General features: G+C 60.7%; 13 protein-coding genes. 7 read left to right on the forward strand and 6 right to left on the reverse strand.

What is annotated here, in order from left to right:
• On the forward strand, positions 1-308 hold a 308-nt coding region (locus tag CRO59_RS19890; protein WP_143503110.1), incomplete at its 5' end, for a transposase.
• Between the two features lie 127 nt (positions 309-435).
• Here the strand turns inward: CRO59_RS19890 and CRO59_RS19895 are convergent.
• A complete protein-coding gene (locus CRO59_RS19895) occupies positions 436-918 on the reverse strand; it encodes an acyl-CoA thioesterase (protein ID WP_097089417.1) in 483 nt (160 codons plus the stop codon).
• Positions 919-1,200: 282 nt separating this feature from the next.
• On the opposite strand from CRO59_RS19895, the gene CRO59_RS19900 reads away from it, so the two are divergent.
• A complete protein-coding gene (locus tag CRO59_RS19900; protein ID WP_097089419.1) occupies positions 1,201-2,964 on the forward strand; it encodes a cation:proton antiporter in 1,764 nt (587 codons plus the stop codon).
• A gap of 21 nt (positions 2,965-2,985) precedes the next feature.
• Here CRO59_RS19900 and CRO59_RS19905 read toward each other — a convergent pair whose 3' ends face one another.
• The 4 genes from CRO59_RS19905 to uvrD form a co-directional block, all read right to left on the reverse strand.
• Complete coding sequence (locus CRO59_RS19905; RefSeq protein ID WP_024164487.1) at positions 2,986-3,393, reverse strand: SMI1/KNR4 family protein; 408 nt, start codon at positions 3,391-3,393, stop codon at positions 2,986-2,988.
• Between the two features lie 137 nt (positions 3,394-3,530).
• On the reverse strand, positions 3,531-4,406 hold the full coding sequence (locus CRO59_RS19910) for a Tim44 domain-containing protein (RefSeq protein WP_064589882.1): 876 nt from the start codon (positions 4,404-4,406) through the stop codon (positions 3,531-3,533).
• A 176-nt stretch (positions 4,407-4,582) separates the two neighbouring features.
• The gene (locus CRO59_RS19915; RefSeq protein WP_097089421.1) at positions 4,583-5,023 is read right to left on the reverse strand and encodes an EamA family transporter; all 441 of its coding nucleotides are present in this window, start codon (positions 5,021-5,023) and stop codon (positions 4,583-4,585) included.
• A 141-nt stretch (positions 5,024-5,164) separates the two neighbouring features.
• Positions 5,165-7,348, reverse strand: coding sequence for a DNA helicase II (gene uvrD / locus CRO59_RS19920; protein WP_097089423.1), 2,184 nt, complete (start codon positions 7,346-7,348; stop codon positions 5,165-5,167).
• Positions 7,349-7,549: 201 nt separating this feature from the next.
• Between uvrD and CRO59_RS19925 the strand changes: the two genes are divergently transcribed.
• The 3 genes from CRO59_RS19925 to CRO59_RS29010 all read left to right on the forward strand — a co-directional run bounded on the left by CRO59_RS19925 (position 7,550) and on the right by CRO59_RS29010 (position 11,919).
• A complete protein-coding gene (locus tag CRO59_RS19925) occupies positions 7,550-10,480 on the forward strand; it encodes a GGDEF domain-containing phosphodiesterase (RefSeq protein WP_177409022.1) in 2,931 nt (976 codons plus the stop codon).
• A 127-nt stretch (positions 10,481-10,607) separates the two neighbouring features.
• Entirely contained in the window at positions 10,608-11,474 is an 867-nt protein-coding gene (gene hexR / locus CRO59_RS19930) for a transcriptional regulator HexR (RefSeq protein WP_007962240.1), read from the forward strand.
• Between the two features lie 232 nt (positions 11,475-11,706).
• The gene (locus CRO59_RS29010) at positions 11,707-11,919 is read left to right on the forward strand and encodes a PA3496 family putative envelope integrity protein (protein WP_095137820.1); all 213 of its coding nucleotides are present in this window, start codon (positions 11,707-11,709) and stop codon (positions 11,917-11,919) included.
• On the opposite strand, the gene CRO59_RS19945 is transcribed toward CRO59_RS29010, so the two are convergent.
• Positions 11,861-12,823 carry a LysR family transcriptional regulator gene (locus CRO59_RS19945; RefSeq protein WP_097089426.1) on the reverse strand — a complete coding sequence of 321 codons (963 nt, stop codon included), beginning with the start codon at positions 12,821-12,823 and terminating at the stop codon, positions 11,861-11,863. The two genes, CRO59_RS29010 and CRO59_RS19945, sit on opposite strands and share 59 nt — an antisense overlap.
• A 189-nt stretch (positions 12,824-13,012) precedes the next feature.
• Between CRO59_RS19945 and CRO59_RS19950 the strand changes: the two genes are divergently transcribed.
• Together CRO59_RS19950 and oadA are read left to right on the forward strand one after the other, a co-directional pair.
• Positions 13,013-14,428, forward strand: coding sequence for an acetyl-CoA carboxylase biotin carboxylase subunit (locus CRO59_RS19950; protein ID WP_027610345.1), 1,416 nt, complete (start codon positions 13,013-13,015; stop codon positions 14,426-14,428).
• 11 nt (positions 14,429-14,439) lie between these two features.
• Positions 14,440-16,248 carry a sodium-extruding oxaloacetate decarboxylase subunit alpha gene (oadA, locus tag CRO59_RS19955; RefSeq protein ID WP_097089427.1) on the forward strand — a complete coding sequence of 603 codons (1,809 nt, stop codon included), beginning with the start codon at positions 14,440-14,442 and terminating at the stop codon, positions 16,246-16,248.
• Positions 16,249-16,369: the final 121 nt, after the last annotated feature.

Below are 16,369 nucleotides of genomic sequence, written 5' to 3' on the forward strand. Positions count from 1 at the left end.
TGGTTTATCTACCCGAACTCGGCGAGCTGGATCGCAGGGAGATCGCCGCCTTGGCGGGAATCGCCCCCTATAACGACGACAGCGGTAATCACAGCGGAAAGCGTCAGATTTACGGAGGGAGAGCGCGCGTCAGACGTGCGCTTTACATGTCGTGCTGGGTCGTTATCCGTTGCCAGGCCGACTTCAAGGCCCGTTATGAATCCTTAAGAGAACGGGGCAAGAGCGCGAAAGTCGCGCTCATCGCCTGTATGCGAATACTGCTGATCAGACTGAATGCCATGCTGCGAGACGGCACAGAGTGGCGGTGACGAACGGTGGCAGTAAGACAGTTGCTCCCACGTTCGACTGCATTCCCATGGGAGGACTGCGATTCAATGTGGGAGCGGGCTTGCTCGCGAAGGCGATCTGTAAAGCGACATCATGCCAAAGGGCTGATCAGGCGTCGCCCTTGATCTCCTGATAACGCTTCTCCAGCTCCTGGCGAATCTGCCGGCGCTGCTGGGCCTGCATATAACGACGCTTGTCTTCGCTGTTCTGCGGTTGCAGCGGCGGCACGGTGGCCGGTTTGCGCTGGTCATCCACCGCGACCATGGTGAAGAAGCAGCTGTTGGTGTGACGCACCGAGCGCTCGCGGATGTTCTCGGTCACCACTTTGATGCCGACTTCCATCGAGGTGTTGCCGGTGTAGTTGACCGACGCGAGGAAGGTCACCAGTTCGCCGACATGGATCGGCTCGCGGAAAATCACCTGATCCACCGACAGCGTTACCACGTAGCGGCCGGCATAGCGGCTCGCACAGGCGTAGGCCACTTCGTCGAGGTATTTGAGCAGGGTACCGCCGTGGACATTGCCAGAGAAGTTGGCCATGTCGGGGGTCATCAATACCGTCATCGACAGTTGGGCGTTTCCGGGTTCCATAACGTTCTCACGGATCAAGGCTGGATGGCTGGACGCACCTCTGCGGGTGCCTGGTGGCTTTTTCAAAAGCACCGTTATCGGGACGCCAGACGACTGGCTGCCGTCACGCCGCGACCGATCTGTTTCCTTATATTGCACCGCCTTCCAGCCGGAAGTCGCGGTGTTAACCTGCAAAAGGCCCTGCCCAAGGGCAATTCCTACACGAAAAGCGGATTTTTACCCAACTCGCTCAGACCTTTCTGATGTCTGACGGCGGGTCACGTCATACAAGGAGCCCACACCATGCATGCCATCAGCTTTATTCAGGACCTGGCAGTGATCATGTTGGTCGCAGGTGTGGTCACCGTGCTGTTTCACCGCTTCAAGCAGCCGGTGGTGCTCGGCTACATCGTCGCCGGTTTCATCATTGGCCCGCACACACCGCCGTTCGGCCTGATCCACGACGAAGAAACCATCAAGACCCTCGCCGAACTGGGGGTGATCTTCCTGATGTTCTGTCTCGGCCTGGAATTTAGCCTGCGCAAGTTGTTCAAGGTCGGGGCCACGGCGTTTATTGCGGCGTTCCTCGAAATCGTCCTGATGATCTGGATCGGCTACGAAATCGGCCGCTGGTTCGACTGGAACACCATGGACTCGCTGTTCCTCGGCGCAATCCTCGCCATCTCCTCAACCACCATCATCGTCAAGGCGCTCAACGACCTGAAGATGAAGAACGAGCGCTTTGCGCAACTGATCTTCGGCGTACTGATCGTCGAGGACATCCTCGGCATCGGCATCATCGCCTTACTGTCGAGTATCGCCGTCAGCGGCACGGTCAGCTCCGGCGAAGTGTTCTCCACGGTCGGCAAACTGTCGCTGTTCATGATCGTCGCGCTGGTGGTCGGCATTCTGCTGGTGCCGCGTCTGCTGGCGTATGTCGCCAAATTCGAAAGCAACGAGATGCTGCTGATTACCGTGCTGGGCTTGTGTTTCGGTTTCTGCCTATTGGTGGTCAAGCTCGAATACAGCATGGTGCTCGGCGCCTTCCTGATCGGCGCGATCATGGCCGAGTCGCGACAGTTGCTGAAGATCGAACGCCTGATCGAACCGGTTCGCGACCTGTTCAGTGCAATCTTCTTCGTCGCCATCGGCCTGATGCTCGATCCGATGATCCTGCTGCAATACGCCTGGCCGATTGCAGTCATTACCGTGGCGGTGGTGCTCGGCAAGATGTTGTCCTGCGGCCTCGGGGCGTTTATCGCCGGCAATGACGGACGCACCTCACTGCGTGTGGGGATGGGGCTGTCACAGATTGGCGAATTTTCCTTCATCATCGCCGCGCTCGGGATGACGCTGCAGGTCACCAGCAACTTCCTTTATCCCGTTGCGGTGGCGGTGTCGGTGATCACCACGCTGCTGACGCCGTATCTGATCCGCGCGGCCGATCCGCTGTCGATCAAGCTCTCGGCAGCGGTGCCCAAACGCCTGGGCCGGGTATTCGGCATGTATGGAGAATGGCTGCGCAGCATTCAGCCGCAAGGCGAGGGCGCGATGCTGGCGGCGATGATCCGGCGGATCCTGTTGCAGGTCGGGGTCAATCTGGCGCTGGTGATCGCGATCTTCTTCAGCGGCGCGTTCTTCGCCGGACGGTTGTCGGTGTGGATGCAGGACTGGATCACTGATCCGAGCTGGCAGAAGGCGTTGATCTGGGGCGGGGCGCTGCTGCTGTCGCTGCCGTTCCTGATTGCGGCGTATCGCAAGCTCAAGGCGTTGTCGATGCTGTTGGCGGAGATGGGTGTGAAGCCGGAGATGGCCGGGCGTCACACGCAGCGAGTGCGTCGGGTGATCTCCGAAGTGATCCCGATCCTCTCGCTGCTGGTGATCTTCCTGCTGTTGGCAGCCTTGTCGGCCAGTATCCTGCCGACCAACAAGTTGCTGGTGCTGGTCGCCGTGGTCGCGGCCGCCGTGGCGGCGCTGCTCTGGCGCTGGTTCATCCGCGTGCACACGCGGATGCAGGTGGCCCTGCTGGAAACCCTCGACAACCACAAGGAGTCGTCGGGGCACTGACCGACCCGGGCGTCTGGCGAATCAGCTCTCCAGCCAGACATCCCGCGCCCAATGCCACACCGATTCCCAGGACTCTTCGGTGATCAGCTCTTCTTCGCCGGACCACAGCACCACGGTGCCGTCTTCTTCGACGCAGTAGTAGTTGTCGCCGTCCTGGCAGATCGGGATCAGGTCGCGCGGTACGCCAGCGTCCCAGGCATTGGCCGCGACATCCGGCAAGTAGGTGTGTGATTGCGGGTCGGTGACGGTCACCGGCTCGAGGCTGCCGTACACCACGTCGCTGACGGTCAGCAGAAACTCTTTGAAGACGAACGGGATGTTGATGAAGAGTTCTTCTTCGATCTCCACCAGTTGGTCTTCGTCGGGCAACTCCAGGGGAACCGGTACGGGTTCGTTGGCTTCGCGCAGTTGTTCGATGATTTCTTCCACGTCCGGGATCCTCTTGCTTGAATGGCGCGGTTTATATGGGCCGGTTTATACAGTAGCTCGCTATAGATGCAACTGCGAAATAGAAAACCCCGGCCGAGGCCGGGGTTTTTATTACCACATGCGTAACGCGATGGGGATCAGCCGTTCTGGCGGATACCGGCCACCAGCCAAGGCTGGTTTTCGCCCTGTGGACGTTCCATGTTCCAGCTTTCGCTGAACACTTCGCCCTGGTCGAAACGCGAGGTCTTCGACACACCGCTGAAGGTCAGGGTGGCGATGGTCTTGTCGGCACGATCATCCACGCCGTCCAGCTGTACCTGCAAGTTGTCGATGTAGGTCGACTGGAAGCCGTCGCCCAGGTCCGCACGCTCACGCTTGAGGAACTCGAGCATCTGCGGGGTCACGAACTCGGCGATCTTGTCCATTTCGTTGGCGTCCCAGTGCTGCTGCAGCGACTGGAAGTGGCTGCGCGCGGCGGCAAGGAAGTTCTGCTCGTTGAACCAGGCCGGTGCGTTGATCACCGGACGAGCGGCAACCGGCGCGGCCGAACCACCGAAGATCGAACCCATGGCGGCAGGCTTCTGCTCGAACACTTCACGCTGCATCGGCGCGCCGGCCGGAGCCAGGTGCTCCTGCTGCTTGCGTCGACGCGCGGCGATGAAGCGGAAGATCACGAACGCGATCACGGCCATGATCAGGATGTCGAAGATCTGCATGCCCTGGAAGCCGCCGCCCATGAACATGGACGCGAGCAGGCCACCGGCGGCGATACCGGCCAGAGGGCCGAGCCATTTAGAAGCGCCGCCAGCCTTGGCCGCGGCACCGGCAGCGCCGGCTGCACCAGCGGTCGCTGCTGCGCCGCCCATGCCTGGGGAAGAAGGAGCCATCTGGCTGGTCTGGTGCGTCGGCGCAGCGCCGGCGCTTTTGCCACCACCAAAGCGCTTGGCGTTGGCGTCGAGGCTCATCGTCAGGCCGATGCACAACGCCATGGCGATGCTAAGAAAACGTTTCATAAAGGGAATTCCCGTTTGTGGAGACACGCGCGCCATGTTGCACAGCTGAAGTGTTACTGGCTAGCGAGAGAGTGTTTCGGGCTTTTGCCTGACAGCTTAGGTTCAGCTCCATCGAAGCAATAAGGCCATGTACTTTTGTCTGTAGGAAAATGGGATAGGTTCAGCGGGAAACCTGCTTATCGACGCAACGCCAGCGTTACCACACCGGCGGTGATCAGGCCGATGCCGCCCCATTGGCGCAGGTCGAGTTTCTCGCCCAGCAGGATCACGCCGAGCACCGCCACTAGTACCACGCTGAGCTTGTCCACTGGCGCGACCAGCGAAGCCGGGCCGACTTTCAGCGCGCGGAAGTAACACAGCCACGATGCGCCGGTACCCAGGCCAGATAACAGCAGGAACAAGTAGCTCTTGGCGGAAATTGATCCCAATGACTGATATTGGCCCGTCGCGTACAAAATCAAGGCCAGGCTGACCAGGACCACGATGGTGCGCAGCAGGGTGGCGAAGTCGGAATTGACGTTTTCGATGCCGATCTTGGCGAAGATCGCCGTCAGCGCGGCGAAAGTCGCCGAGAGCAGGGCCCAGAATGTCCAGGAAGAGAAGAAGCCTGAGCCCATGGAAATATCCTTGTTAGATCATCCAACGCCGACCCCTGTGGGAGCGAGCCTGCTCGCGAAAGCCACACTGCGGTTTATCAGATCAACCACGGTGATGTCATTCGCGAGCAGGCTCGCTCCCACGGAAAAGCGAAACCGGCGTCAGATCGCTTCCAGCTTGGCGTATCCCAGCATCAGCCACTTGCTGCCTTCGCTGAAGTTCACCTGCACCCGCGCCTGCGCGCCGGAACCTTCGAAGTTGAGGATCACGCCGTCGCCGAAGATCGAATGTCGTACCGTCTGACCGAGGCTGAAGCCGGTTTCCGGGATCTCGCTACCGCTGAACAGGTTGCTGCCGCTCATCGACTGGTTGCCGCCGAACGGTCGGCTGACACTGTTCGACAGGCGCACTTCCTGAATCAGCCCCTTCGGCACTTCACGGACGAAACGCGAGACTTTGTTGTAGGTTTCGCTGCCGTACAGGCGCCGGGTTTCAGCATAGGTCATCACCAGATTCTGCATGGCACGGGTGATGCCCACATAGGCCAGGCGGCGCTCTTCTTCCAGACGACCCGGTTCTTCCAGGCTCATCTTGTGCGGGAACAGGCCTTCTTCCATGCCCACCAGGAACACGTAAGGGAATTCCAGGCCTTTGGCGCTGTGCAGAGTCATCAGCTGAATGCTGTCTTCGTGCTCGTCGGCTTGAGTGTCGCCGGCTTCCAGCGACGCGTGGCCGAGGAATGCCGCCAGTGGCGTCAGCTCTTCGTCTTCTTCGGTGGTTTCGAAGTTGCGCGCGGCGCTGACCAGTTCCTCAAGGTTTTCCACCCGGGCCTGGCCTTTCTCGCCTTTTTCCGCTTCGTGATAGGCGATCAGCCCCGATTGCTCGATGACGGTCTGCGTCATCAAGTGCAGCGGCATCTCCATGCACTTGGCGGCAAGGTTCTCGATCAGCTCGATAAACGCACCCAAGGCGCCGGCAGCGCGACCGGTCAGGCCTTTATTGGCGACCAGTTGGCGCATCGCTTCCCACATCGACACATCGCTGTGACGTGCATGGTCGCGGATCGCTTCGACGGTTTTTTCGCCAATGCCGCGGGCCGGGACGTTGATCACCCGCTCCAGTGCGGCGTCGTTGCCACGGCCTTCAAGTAAACGCAGGTAGGCCATGGCGTTCTTGATTTCCGCGCGTTCGAAGAAGCGCTGGCCGCCATAGATGCGGTACGGAATGCGTTCGCGCAGCAAGGCTTCTTCGAGAACGCGCGATTGGGCGTTGGAGCGGTAGAGAATTGCGATATCGCTACGGGCCAAGCCGGTTTTCAGCGCGCTTTCGATGGTTTCGACAACGTAGCGTGCTTCGTCGTGTTCGTTGAACGCGGCATACAGGTTGATTGCTTCACCGTCACCGCCGTCGGTCCACAGTTCTTTGCCGAGGCGCCCGGTGTTGTTGGCGATCAAGGCGTTGGCCGCCTTGAGGATGCCGGCGGTGGAGCGGTAGTTCTGCTCCAGACGAATGGTCACCGAATCCGGGAAGTCGGACGAGTACTGATGAATGTTCTCGATTTTCGCCCCGCGCCAGCCGTAGATCGACTGGTCGTCGTCGCCGACCACCATCAGGCTGTCGCCGCCCTTGCCGAGCAGGCGCAACCAGGCGTACTGCACGGCGTTGGTGTCCTGGAACTCGTCGACGAGGATATGACGGAAGCGCTTCTGATAGTGCGCCAGCAGGCCCGGGTGATCGCGCCACAGGTCGAGGGCGCGCAGCAGCAGTTCGGAGAAGTCGATCACGCCGGCGCGCTGGCAGGCCGCCTCGTAGGCCTCATAGATGCCGCGCATGGTCGCCAGGTACAAGTCGCCGCTGGCCTGAATGTGTTGCGGACGCAGACCTTCGTCTTTCTGCCCGTTGATGAACCACTGGGCCTGACGGGCTGGCCAGCGTTGTTCGTCCAGTCCCAGCTCGCGGATCACCCGCTTGACCAGCCGCTGCTGGTCGTCGCTGTCGAGAATCTGGAAAGTCTGGCTCAACCCGGCTTCCTGCCAGTGCGCCCGCAGCAAGCGGTGCGCCAGGCCGTGGAAGGTGCCGACCCACATGCCGGCCGGGTTGATACCCAGCAACTGTTCGATGCGATGACGCATCTCGGCAGCGGCCTTGTTGGTGAAGGTCACCGACAGAATGGAGTGGGGCGAGGCGTTTTCGACCTGGATCAACCAGGCGATACGGTGCACCAGCACTCGGGTTTTACCGGAACCGGCACCGGCCAGGACCAACTGACGGCCAACGGGGGCTGCTACGGCCTGGCGTTGGGCATCGTTGAGGGAGTTCAGCAGAAGGGAGAGATCATCGCGCATCGGGGCATTCTAGGGTGCGCCGCAGGCCCGGGCAAACCGAGCTTTGCATTAGCCGATGAAAGTGCCGCCGATGACGACCGGTCGGTCACTGGCTACAGGCTTCGGCCCGCCTCACTCTGCGGGTTTTGCCAGTGATCGGACGGCGGAAAGTTTCCGGCAAATTATGATCTGGAGCAGTTTGGCAACGGGGTTGGCTTGTGTATGCTCCGTCCACGTTTCGGGCCCATGCTCACTCTTATAAGAACAACAACATTGCACAAGACCCTCAGCTCAGACCTGTCGGGCCCCTCTGTGGAACCCCGGGTCATCCGCAAGCATTACGCCGTCGAAATGGCGGTCGAACGCACGCGCCTGCTGTATCAGGGCTCGCTGCTGCCGACGATGTTCATGTTACTCAATGGTCTGGTCTGCGCCGCTTTGCTCTGGAGCCCGCAGCGCTATTTCGTGGTCAGCATCTGGCTGGTCTGGTTGTTGTCGCTGGTGGCACTGCGGGTGATTCAGGTCGCCGCGTTCGATTCGGCGATCCCGGACCGTCAGGCTCAGCCGATCTGGTTCCGCATGTTTCTGCTCGGCTCGACCATGACCGGCCTGACCCTGGCCGGCGCCGGCATCGCGCTGGTGCCCGCCGACAACTTCATGCAGCAAGCCTGGGTGTTCGGCCTGATCGGTGCCGCGACCTTGTCGGCCAGCGTTGCCTACGCCGTCAGCCTGCCGGCGTTTCTGTCCTTTACCTTGCCGTGCCTGTTGCCGGCGATCGGCTACCTGTTCTGGGGCGGTGATGAGCAGGCGCGCGGTTGGGGCTGGCTCGGGCTGATTCTGCTCGGTTCGCTGAGCGTGGTCGCCTGGCAGGTCAATCGGCTGATTGATCGTGGCTTGCTGCGACGGTTTCAGAATCAGCACCTGATCGAACACCTGCAGCAAGCGCAGAACCGCAGCGAGCAGCTCAATCAGGCGCTGGCCAAGGAGATCGAACAGCGGCGCTGTGCCGAGGGCCAATTGCGTGAGGCGCAGATCGAGCTGGAAGATCGCGTGGCCCAGCGCAGCCGCGAACTGGACGTGGCCAATCAGGCGCTGAGCAAAAGCGAAGCCCGGCTGGCCCTGGCGTTGAAGGCCAGTGAACTGGGGCTGTGGGACTGGAATCTGCAGACCGACGAGGTCCATCACACGCAGATCCAGGAGTTGTTCGGCCTCGCGCCTGAATACGTCACGGCGATCCTGCGCGACCTCAAGCCACGCCTGCACCCGGAGGATGTGCCAGGGCTCAAGCAGGCGCTGATCGAACACCTGAAAGGGCGCACCGAGGACTATCAGATCGAATACCGCGTACGTCACGGCGACGGTCATTGGGTGTGGATCGAGGATCGCGGTCGCGCCGTGGAGCGCAGCGACGCTGGCCGGGTGATCCGCATGGTCGGCACCCGGCGCGACATCAGCGCGAGCAAAAGCCTCGAAGAACAGCAGCGACTGGCGGCCACGGTGTTCGAAGCGGCCAGCGAAGGCATCGTCATTCTTGATCCGAACTACGCCTTGATCGCGATCAATCAGGCGTTCAGCCGCGTCACCGGTTATGACATCGAAGACATGCTCGGGCGCAATGTCGTCGAGCTGCCGTGCAGCCGCGACGCCCGCCGGCATTACGTTTCGATCCGCCACGCGTTGGAGCAGCACGGCAGTTGGCAGGGCGAACTGGTGGAAACCCGCAAGAACGGCGAGCTGTATCCGCAGTGGCTGCAACTCAACGCGGTGCGCGACAGTCGAGGAAATGTCAGCCATATCGTCGGCTTCTTCGCCGATCTATCGGCGCGGCGCGAATCCGAGGAGCGCATGCGCTTCCTGACGCACTACGATGAGCTGACCGGGCTGGCCAACCGCTCGCTGTTCCGCGAACGCCTGCACGAAGCCCATCAGCGCGTGCGTCAGGGCGGGCGCCGCAGTCTGGCGCTGCTGCACATCAATCTCGATCGCTTCAAGCTGCTCAACGACAGCCTCGGCCACGAGGTGGCGGATCAGCTGTTGCAGAAAATGGCTCGACGCCTGGTCAACGCCTTGCCGGAGGCCGACACCATTGCCCGACTATCCGGTGATGAATTTGCCGTGCTGTTCGATGCCTACGGCAACCTGTCGAGCCTGGCGCGGGTCGCTACGCGGCTGTCGAGCAAGCTGCGTCTGCCGCTGACGGTCGAAGGGCATGAACTGGTGGTCAGTGCCTCGATGGGCATCAGCATGCTGCCGGACAACGCCCGGGAAATCTCTGCGCTGGTCAGTCAGTCGAACATGGCCATGCAACACGCCAAGCATCTAGGCGGCAACAATTTCCAGTTTTACACCGATAGCCTGCAGGCCAGCACCCTTGAGCGCCTGCAACTGGAAAACCAGCTGCGCAAAGCCATCGAAGACAAACAGCTCAAGGTGTTCTATCAGCCAAAACTGTGCCTGCAGACCGGGCGTCTGAATGCGGCGGAAGCGCTGGTGCGCTGGGATCATCCAGGCATGGGCCGGGTACCGCCGGGGGATTTTATTGGTCTGGCCGAGGAAACCGGACTGATCGGGCCGATCGGCGAATTTGTGCTGCGCCAGGCCTGCTGGCAGGCGTGCGAGTGGCAGCGTCAGGGGCTGGCGCCGATTCGGGTTTCGGTGAACCTGTCGGTGCATCAACTGCGTCAGGGCAAACTGGTCAGTCTGGTGCGCCAGGTGCTGGAAGAAACCGGTCTGGCCCCGCACTACCTCGAACTCGAACTCACCGAGAGTCAACTGCTCGACAGCGTCGAACACATCATCGCGACCTTCCAGCAGTTGCGCGATTTGGGAGTGAAGCTGGCGATCGATGACTTCGGCACCGGCTATTCGTCGCTGAGCTATCTCAAACGGATTCCGGTGGATTACGTGAAGATCGATCAGGCGTTCATTCGCGGGCTGGGGCAGGGCAGTGAGGATGCGGCGATTACCCGGGCGATCATCGCCATGGCTCACGGACTGTCGTTGAAAGTGGTGGCCGAAGGAGTCGAGCGGCAAGAGCAGCTGGAATTTTTACGTGCTGAGCGCTGCGATGAAGTGCAGGGGTATCTGATCAGTCGCCCGGTGGAGGCTGAGCGTCTGGCTGGGCTTTTGCGCGAACAGGGAAATCCGCTTTAAGGGCTACATGCACTCCATCGCGCCTGATACGGGGACATGGAGTTACGCATTGAGCAGGCAAAAAGCCAATTCATGTAGTATAACTACAAGCGTGCTACATCCTTGCCCATAAGAAGAGTCCAGCCCATTGAATCTGCTGCAACACATCGCCCAGTCACGTCACCTGTTACGCAAGTCGGAGCTCAAGGTCGCCGACCACGTGCTGCTTGACCCTGCGGCGGTGATGCACAGTTCCATGGCCGACCTGGCCCACAGCGTCGGCATCAGCGAGCCGACCATTGTGCGTTTCTGCCGGGCCATTGGCTGCTCCGGGTTTCAGGATCTCAAGCTGAAACTGGCGCAAAGCCTGGCCGCTGGTGCCAGCTTCGGTCAGTTCGCGATCCATGAGGACGACTCGGTCGCCGACTACAGCCTGAAAATTTTCGACACTACCCTGCACACTCTGATGGAGGTTCGCGAGAAGCTCGATCCGGTGGAATTGCAGCGTGCGGTGACGTTGATGTCCCAGGCCCAGCGTGTCGAGTTCTATGGCTTTGGTGCGTCAGGCGCGGTGGCGGCGGATGCGCAGCACAAGTTCTTCCGTCTGCTGCTGACGGCGGCGGCGTATTCCGACCCGCACATGCAGGCGATGTCGGCGGTGACGTTGAAGCCGACCGATGTGGCGATCTGCATTTCCCAGTCCGGGCGCTCCAAGGATCTGCTGATCACCGCCAACCTGGTGCGCGAGAGCGGCGCGTCGCTGATCACCTTGTGCCCGAGCCAGACACCGCTGGCTGAGCTGTCGACCGTCAACCTGGCGATCGATGTGCACGAAGACACCGAGATTTATACGCCACTGACCTCGCGAATCGCGCATCTGGTGGTAATCGACGTGCTGGCGATGGGCGTGGCCATGGCGCGCGGGCCGAGTCTGGTCAACCACCTGAAGAGCGTGAAGCGCAGCCTGCGCAGCTTGCGGCTATCCCCCAAGGCCGTGAAAGCGCTGGACGATTAAAGCAAGGTCGTTCCGACCTTATTCGCGAGCAAGCCCGCTCCCACAGGGGATCTCTGGTGACCACAGATTTTGTGTCATATCGAGATCAAATGTGGGAGCGGGCTTGCTCGCGAAAGCGTCCTCAATAGCACCGCAATTTGCAAAGCTTCATCGCACTGTCATCCCCGCGCAGCCAAACCGTCATCCCTCCCGCCTATCGTGAAACTCCCGTACTCGCCTTGGGAGACTCGAAATGGCTCAGCCCTACGAAGAACGCAACAGCGCCGCGAAAACCCGTCGTCAGCAGGAAGACCAGCGCCGCATGGAATTCCGTCGCGCGATCGAAGATCGCTTCGAACTCCGTCAGCTTCAGGCTGAAATCGGTGGTTTTCCCGAGGAACTCGAACTTAATCACTGGCAGGCAGCGCCCGCAGCTTCCCGTCGAAGCGTTCAACCAGCGCGCTGATCTGCACCCGTTCGCTGCGGATAAACGCCAGGAAGGCGTGCGCCACCGGTGACAGGCGTTTGGCCTTGGCTTGCACCAGGCACCAGCTGCGAAACAGCGGCAACTCTTCGACCGGCAGCTCGACCAGGCCGCCGGTCGCCAGCTCCAGGTTTAGGGCGTGGCGCGTCAACAGCGCCAGGCCCAGACCCGCCACCACGCATTCGCGCTGGGCTTCGGCCGAGGCCACTTCCTGAGTCTGGGTGAAGTGCACGCGTTTCTCCTTGAAATACTCTTCACAGGCCAGTCGCGTGCCCGAACCGGGTTCGCGGATCAGCAGTGTGTAAGGCTCAAGATCCTGCAGGCGCAGCGGCCCCATGTGTGCCAACGGATGGTCCGGACGCGCGACAGCGACAATCGGATTATTGAGAAACGGCAGGAACTCCAGGCCCATGTCCTGCGGCACCATCGACATGATCACCAGATCATCGCGGTTGTCCGAGAGGCGGCGGATCACCTGACCGCGGTTGACCACGGTCAGTTGCAGGTTCACTTCCGGATGCTGGCGCTTGAACGCGGCGAACAGGTGCGGCACGAAGTATTTGGCGCTGGATTCCACGGCCAGTTTCAACTGGCCCTGCAGCGAGCCCTGCATGTCCGACAGCTGCATGTCGAGGTTTTCCAGGCGCCCGAAGATGTCCCGGCTGGCACGCTGCAGGGCTTCGGCGGCCTCGGTCATGTAGAGTTTTTTGCCGACATAATCGAATAATGGTTGCCCGATCAGCTCTTCCAGCTGACGAATCTGTAGGCTGACGGCCGGTTGTGTCAGAGACATTTCATCGGCTGCGCGGCTGTAGGAACGTAAATCACACACTTCGTTGAAAATCTGCAATTGGCGTAATGTCATACGCATCAAGGACTTACGCATTTTTATGGGCTCTGACGGCAGGCTGATGGTTTAACTATAAGTCTTTGCTTATGCCTGACCCAATTTTTATTCATTTTTGTTAATCCCTTGTGAGGGCTAGTGTGGGGCTGCGACTAAATTGAAACATTTAGTCACGCGTCGACCTGGGTCTAGCAGGTCGTGGTGCCACCGGCTCAAGGGAATTTCCAAGTGATAAAAAAGATCCTGATCGCCAACCGTGGTGAGATTGCCGTACGAATCGTGCGGGCCTGCGCCGAGATGGGCATTCGCTCGGTAGCGATTTTTTCCGACGCCGATCGCCATGCCCTGCATGTGAAGCGTGCGGACGAAGCCCACAGCATCGGTGCCGAGCCACTGGCCGGCTACCTCAACCCGCGCAAGCTGGTGAACCTGGCGGTGGAAACCGGTTGCGATGCCTTGCATCCCGGTTACGGCTTCCTTTCGGAAAACGCTGAGCTGGCAGACATCTGCGCCGAACGCGGAATCAAATTCATTGGCCCGTCGGCGGAAGTCATTCGCCGCATGGGCGACAAGACCGAAGCCCGGCGCAGCATGATCAAGGCCGGTGTGCCGGTCACCCCGGGCACCGAAGGCAACGTGTCGGGCATCGAAGAAGCCCTGACCGAGGGCGACCGCATCGGTTACCCGGTGATGCTCAAGGCCACCTCCGGTGGTGGCGGGCGCGGCATTCGTCGCTGCAACAGCCGCGAAGAACTCGAGCAGAATTTCCCCCGAGTGATTTCCGAAGCGACCAAGGCTTTCGGTTCGGCGGAAGTGTTCCTGGAAAAATGCATCGTTAACCCGAAACACATCGAGGCGCAGATCCTCGGCGACAGCTTCGGCAACGTCGTGCACTTGTTCGAGCGTGACTGCTCGATCCAGCGCCGCAACCAGAAGCTGATCGAAATCGCCCCGAGCCCGCAACTGACCCCGGAACAGCGCGCCTACATCGGCGACCTGTCGGTGCGTGCGGCCAAGGCTGTGGGCTACGAGAACGCCGGCACCGTGGAGTTCCTGCTCGCCGAGGGCGAGGTGTACTTCATGGAGATGAACACCCGGGTGCAGGTGGAACACACCATCACCGAAGAAATCACCGGGATCGATATCGTCCGCGAACAGATCCGCATCGCCTCCGGCCTGCCGCTGTCGGTGAAGCAGGAAGACATTCAGCATCGTGGTTTCGCGTTGCAGTTCCGCATCAACGCCGAAGACCCGAAAAACAACTTCCTGCCGAGCTTCGGCAAGATCACTCGTTACTACGCCCCTGGCGGCCCGGGCGTGCGTACCGACACAGCGATTTACACCGGGTACACCATTCCGCCGTTCTACGACTCGATGTGCCTGAAGCTGGTGGTCTGGGCGTTGACCTGGGAAGAGGCGATGGACCGGGGCCTGCGCGCCCTCGACGACATGCGTCTGCAAGGCGTGAAAACCACCGCCGCGTACTACCAGGAAATCCTGCGCAACCCGGAATTCCGTAGCGGCCAGTTCAATACCAGCTTCGTTGAAAGCCACCCTGAACTGACCAACTACTCGATCAAGCGCAAACCCGAAGAGCTGGCCCTGGCCATCGCCGCCGCCATCGCCGCCCACGCAGGCCTGTGAGGAATACAACAATGTCCAAGAAAATTTTCGTAACCGACACCATCCTGCGCGACGCTCACCAATCGCTGCTCGCCACCCGCATGCGCACTGAAGACATGCTGCCGATCTGCGACAAGCTCGACAAAGTCGGCTACTGGTCGCTGGAGTGCTGGGGCGGCGCGACGTTCGACGCCTGCGTGCGCTTTCTGAAAGAAGACCCGTGGGAGCGCCTGCGCCAACTGCGCGCCGCGCTGCCCAACACCCGTCTGCAGATGCTCCTGCGTGGGCAGAACCTGCTCGGCTATCGCCACTACAGCGACGACGTGGTCAAAGCTTTCGTTGCCAAGGCAGCGGTCAACGGCATCGACGTGTTCCGTATCTTCGACGCAATGAACGACGTGCGTAACCTGCGCGTAGCGATCGAAGCGGTGAAGGCTGCCGGCAAACACGCTCAGGGCACCATCGCCTATACCACCAGCCCGGTGCACACCATCGACGCGTTTGTGGCGCAAGCCAAGCAGATGGAAGCCATGGGTTGCGACTCGGTGGCGATCAAGGACATGGCCGGTCTGCTGACACCGTACGCCACCGGCGAACTGGTTCGCGCACTGAAAGCCGAGCAATCGCTGCCAGTGTTCATCCACTCGCATGACACGGCTGGTCTGGCGGCGATGTGCCAATTGAAAGCCATCGAAAACGGTGCCGATCACATTGATACCGCGATCTCCAGCTTCGCCTCGGGCACCAGTCATCCGGGCACCGAGTCGATGGTTGCTGCGCTCAAAGGCACCGAGTACGACACCGGTCTGAACCTGGAGCTGCTGCAGGAAATCGGTCTGTACTTCTACGCCGTGCGCAAGAAGTACCACCAGTTCGAAAGCGAGTTCACCGCCGTCGATACCCGTGTGCAAGTCAACCAGGTGCCGGGCGGGATGATCTCCAACCTCGCCAACCAGCTGAAAGAGCAGGGCGCACTGAACCGCATGGCCGAAGTGCTGGCGGAAATCCCGCGGGTGCGTGAAGACCTCGGTTTCCCGCCACTGGTGACCCCGACTTCGCAGATCGTCGGCACCCAGGCGTTCTTCAACGTGCTGGCCGGCGAGCGTTACAAGACCATCACCAACGAAGTGAAGCTGTACCTGCAGGGCGGTTACGGCAAGGCGCCGGGCGTGGTCAACGAAAAACTGCGTCGTCAGGCCATCGGCAGCGAAGAGGTGATCGACGTACGTCCGGCCGATCTGCTCAAGCCGGAGATGACCAAGCTGCGTGCCGACATTGGCGCACTGGCCAAGTCTGAAGAAGACGTGCTGACTTTCGCCATGTTCCCGGACATCGGCCGCAAATTCCTCGAAGAGCGTGCCGCCGGCACTCTCGTTCCGGAAGTGCTGTTGCCGATCCCTGAGGCCGGTGGTGTGGCGAAGGCCGGCGGCGAAGGCGTGCCGACCGAGTTTGTCATCGACGTCCACGGCGAAACCTACCGCGTCGACATCACCGGTGTCGGCGTGAAGGCCGAAGGCAAGCGTCACTTCTACCTGTCCATCGATGGCATGCCGGAAGAAGTGGTGTTCGAACCGCTCAACGAATTTGTCGGCGGTGGCAGCAGCAAACGCAAACAAGCATCGGCACCGGGCCACGTCAGCACCACCATGCCGGGCAACATCGTCGATGTGCTGGTGAAGGAAGGCGACACCGTCAAGGCTGGCCAGTCGGTGCTGATCACCGAAGCGATGAAGATGGAAACCGAAGTCCAGGCAGCGATTGCCGGCAAGGTCACCGCCATCCATGTGGCCAAGGGCGACCGGGTGAATCCTGGCGAAATCCTGATCGAGATCGAAGGCTGAGATAACTGCCGCGATTCAACGTTTTAAACCTCGGGGGGGCATGTGCTCCCCTTTTTTTTCGCCTGCAATATGCTCTTCTTTGTAGGGGCTGCCGCAGGCCCGAGCCTGCGGCAGCTACACA

This window comes from Pseudomonas sp. LAMO17WK12:I5 (assembly GCF_900215165.1).
Classification (GTDB): domain Bacteria; phylum Pseudomonadota; class Gammaproteobacteria; order Pseudomonadales; family Pseudomonadaceae; genus Aquipseudomonas; species Aquipseudomonas putida_A.

Bases quoted from the DNA above. Each gene is read 5' to 3' on its own strand.
- CRO59_RS19895 (WP_097089417.1), bottom strand. From the start codon at position 918: ATGGAACCCGGAAACGCCCAACTGTCGATGACGGTATTGATGACCCCC.
- CRO59_RS19900 (WP_097089419.1), top strand. From the start codon at position 1,201: ATGCATGCCATCAGCTTTATTCAGGACCTGGCAGTGATCATGTTGGTC.
- CRO59_RS19910 (WP_064589882.1), bottom strand. From the start codon at position 4,406: ATGAAACGTTTTCTTAGCATCGCCATGGCGTTGTGCATCGGCCTGACG.
- CRO59_RS19915 (WP_097089421.1), bottom strand. From the start codon at position 5,023: ATGGGCTCAGGCTTCTTCTCTTCCTGGACATTCTGGGCCCTGCTCTCG.
- uvrD (WP_097089423.1), bottom strand. From the start codon at position 7,348: ATGCGCGATGATCTCTCCCTTCTGCTGAACTCCCTCAACGATGCCCAA.
- CRO59_RS19925 (WP_177409022.1), top strand. From the start codon at position 7,550: ATGCTCCGTCCACGTTTCGGGCCCATGCTCACTCTTATAAGAACAACA.
- CRO59_RS29010 (WP_095137820.1), top strand. From the start codon at position 11,707: ATGGCTCAGCCCTACGAAGAACGCAACAGCGCCGCGAAAACCCGTCGT.
- CRO59_RS19945 (WP_097089426.1), bottom strand. From the start codon at position 12,823: ATGCGTAAGTCCTTGATGCGTATGACATTACGCCAATTGCAGATTTTC.
- oadA (WP_097089427.1), top strand. From the start codon at position 14,440: ATGTCCAAGAAAATTTTCGTAACCGACACCATCCTGCGCGACGCTCAC.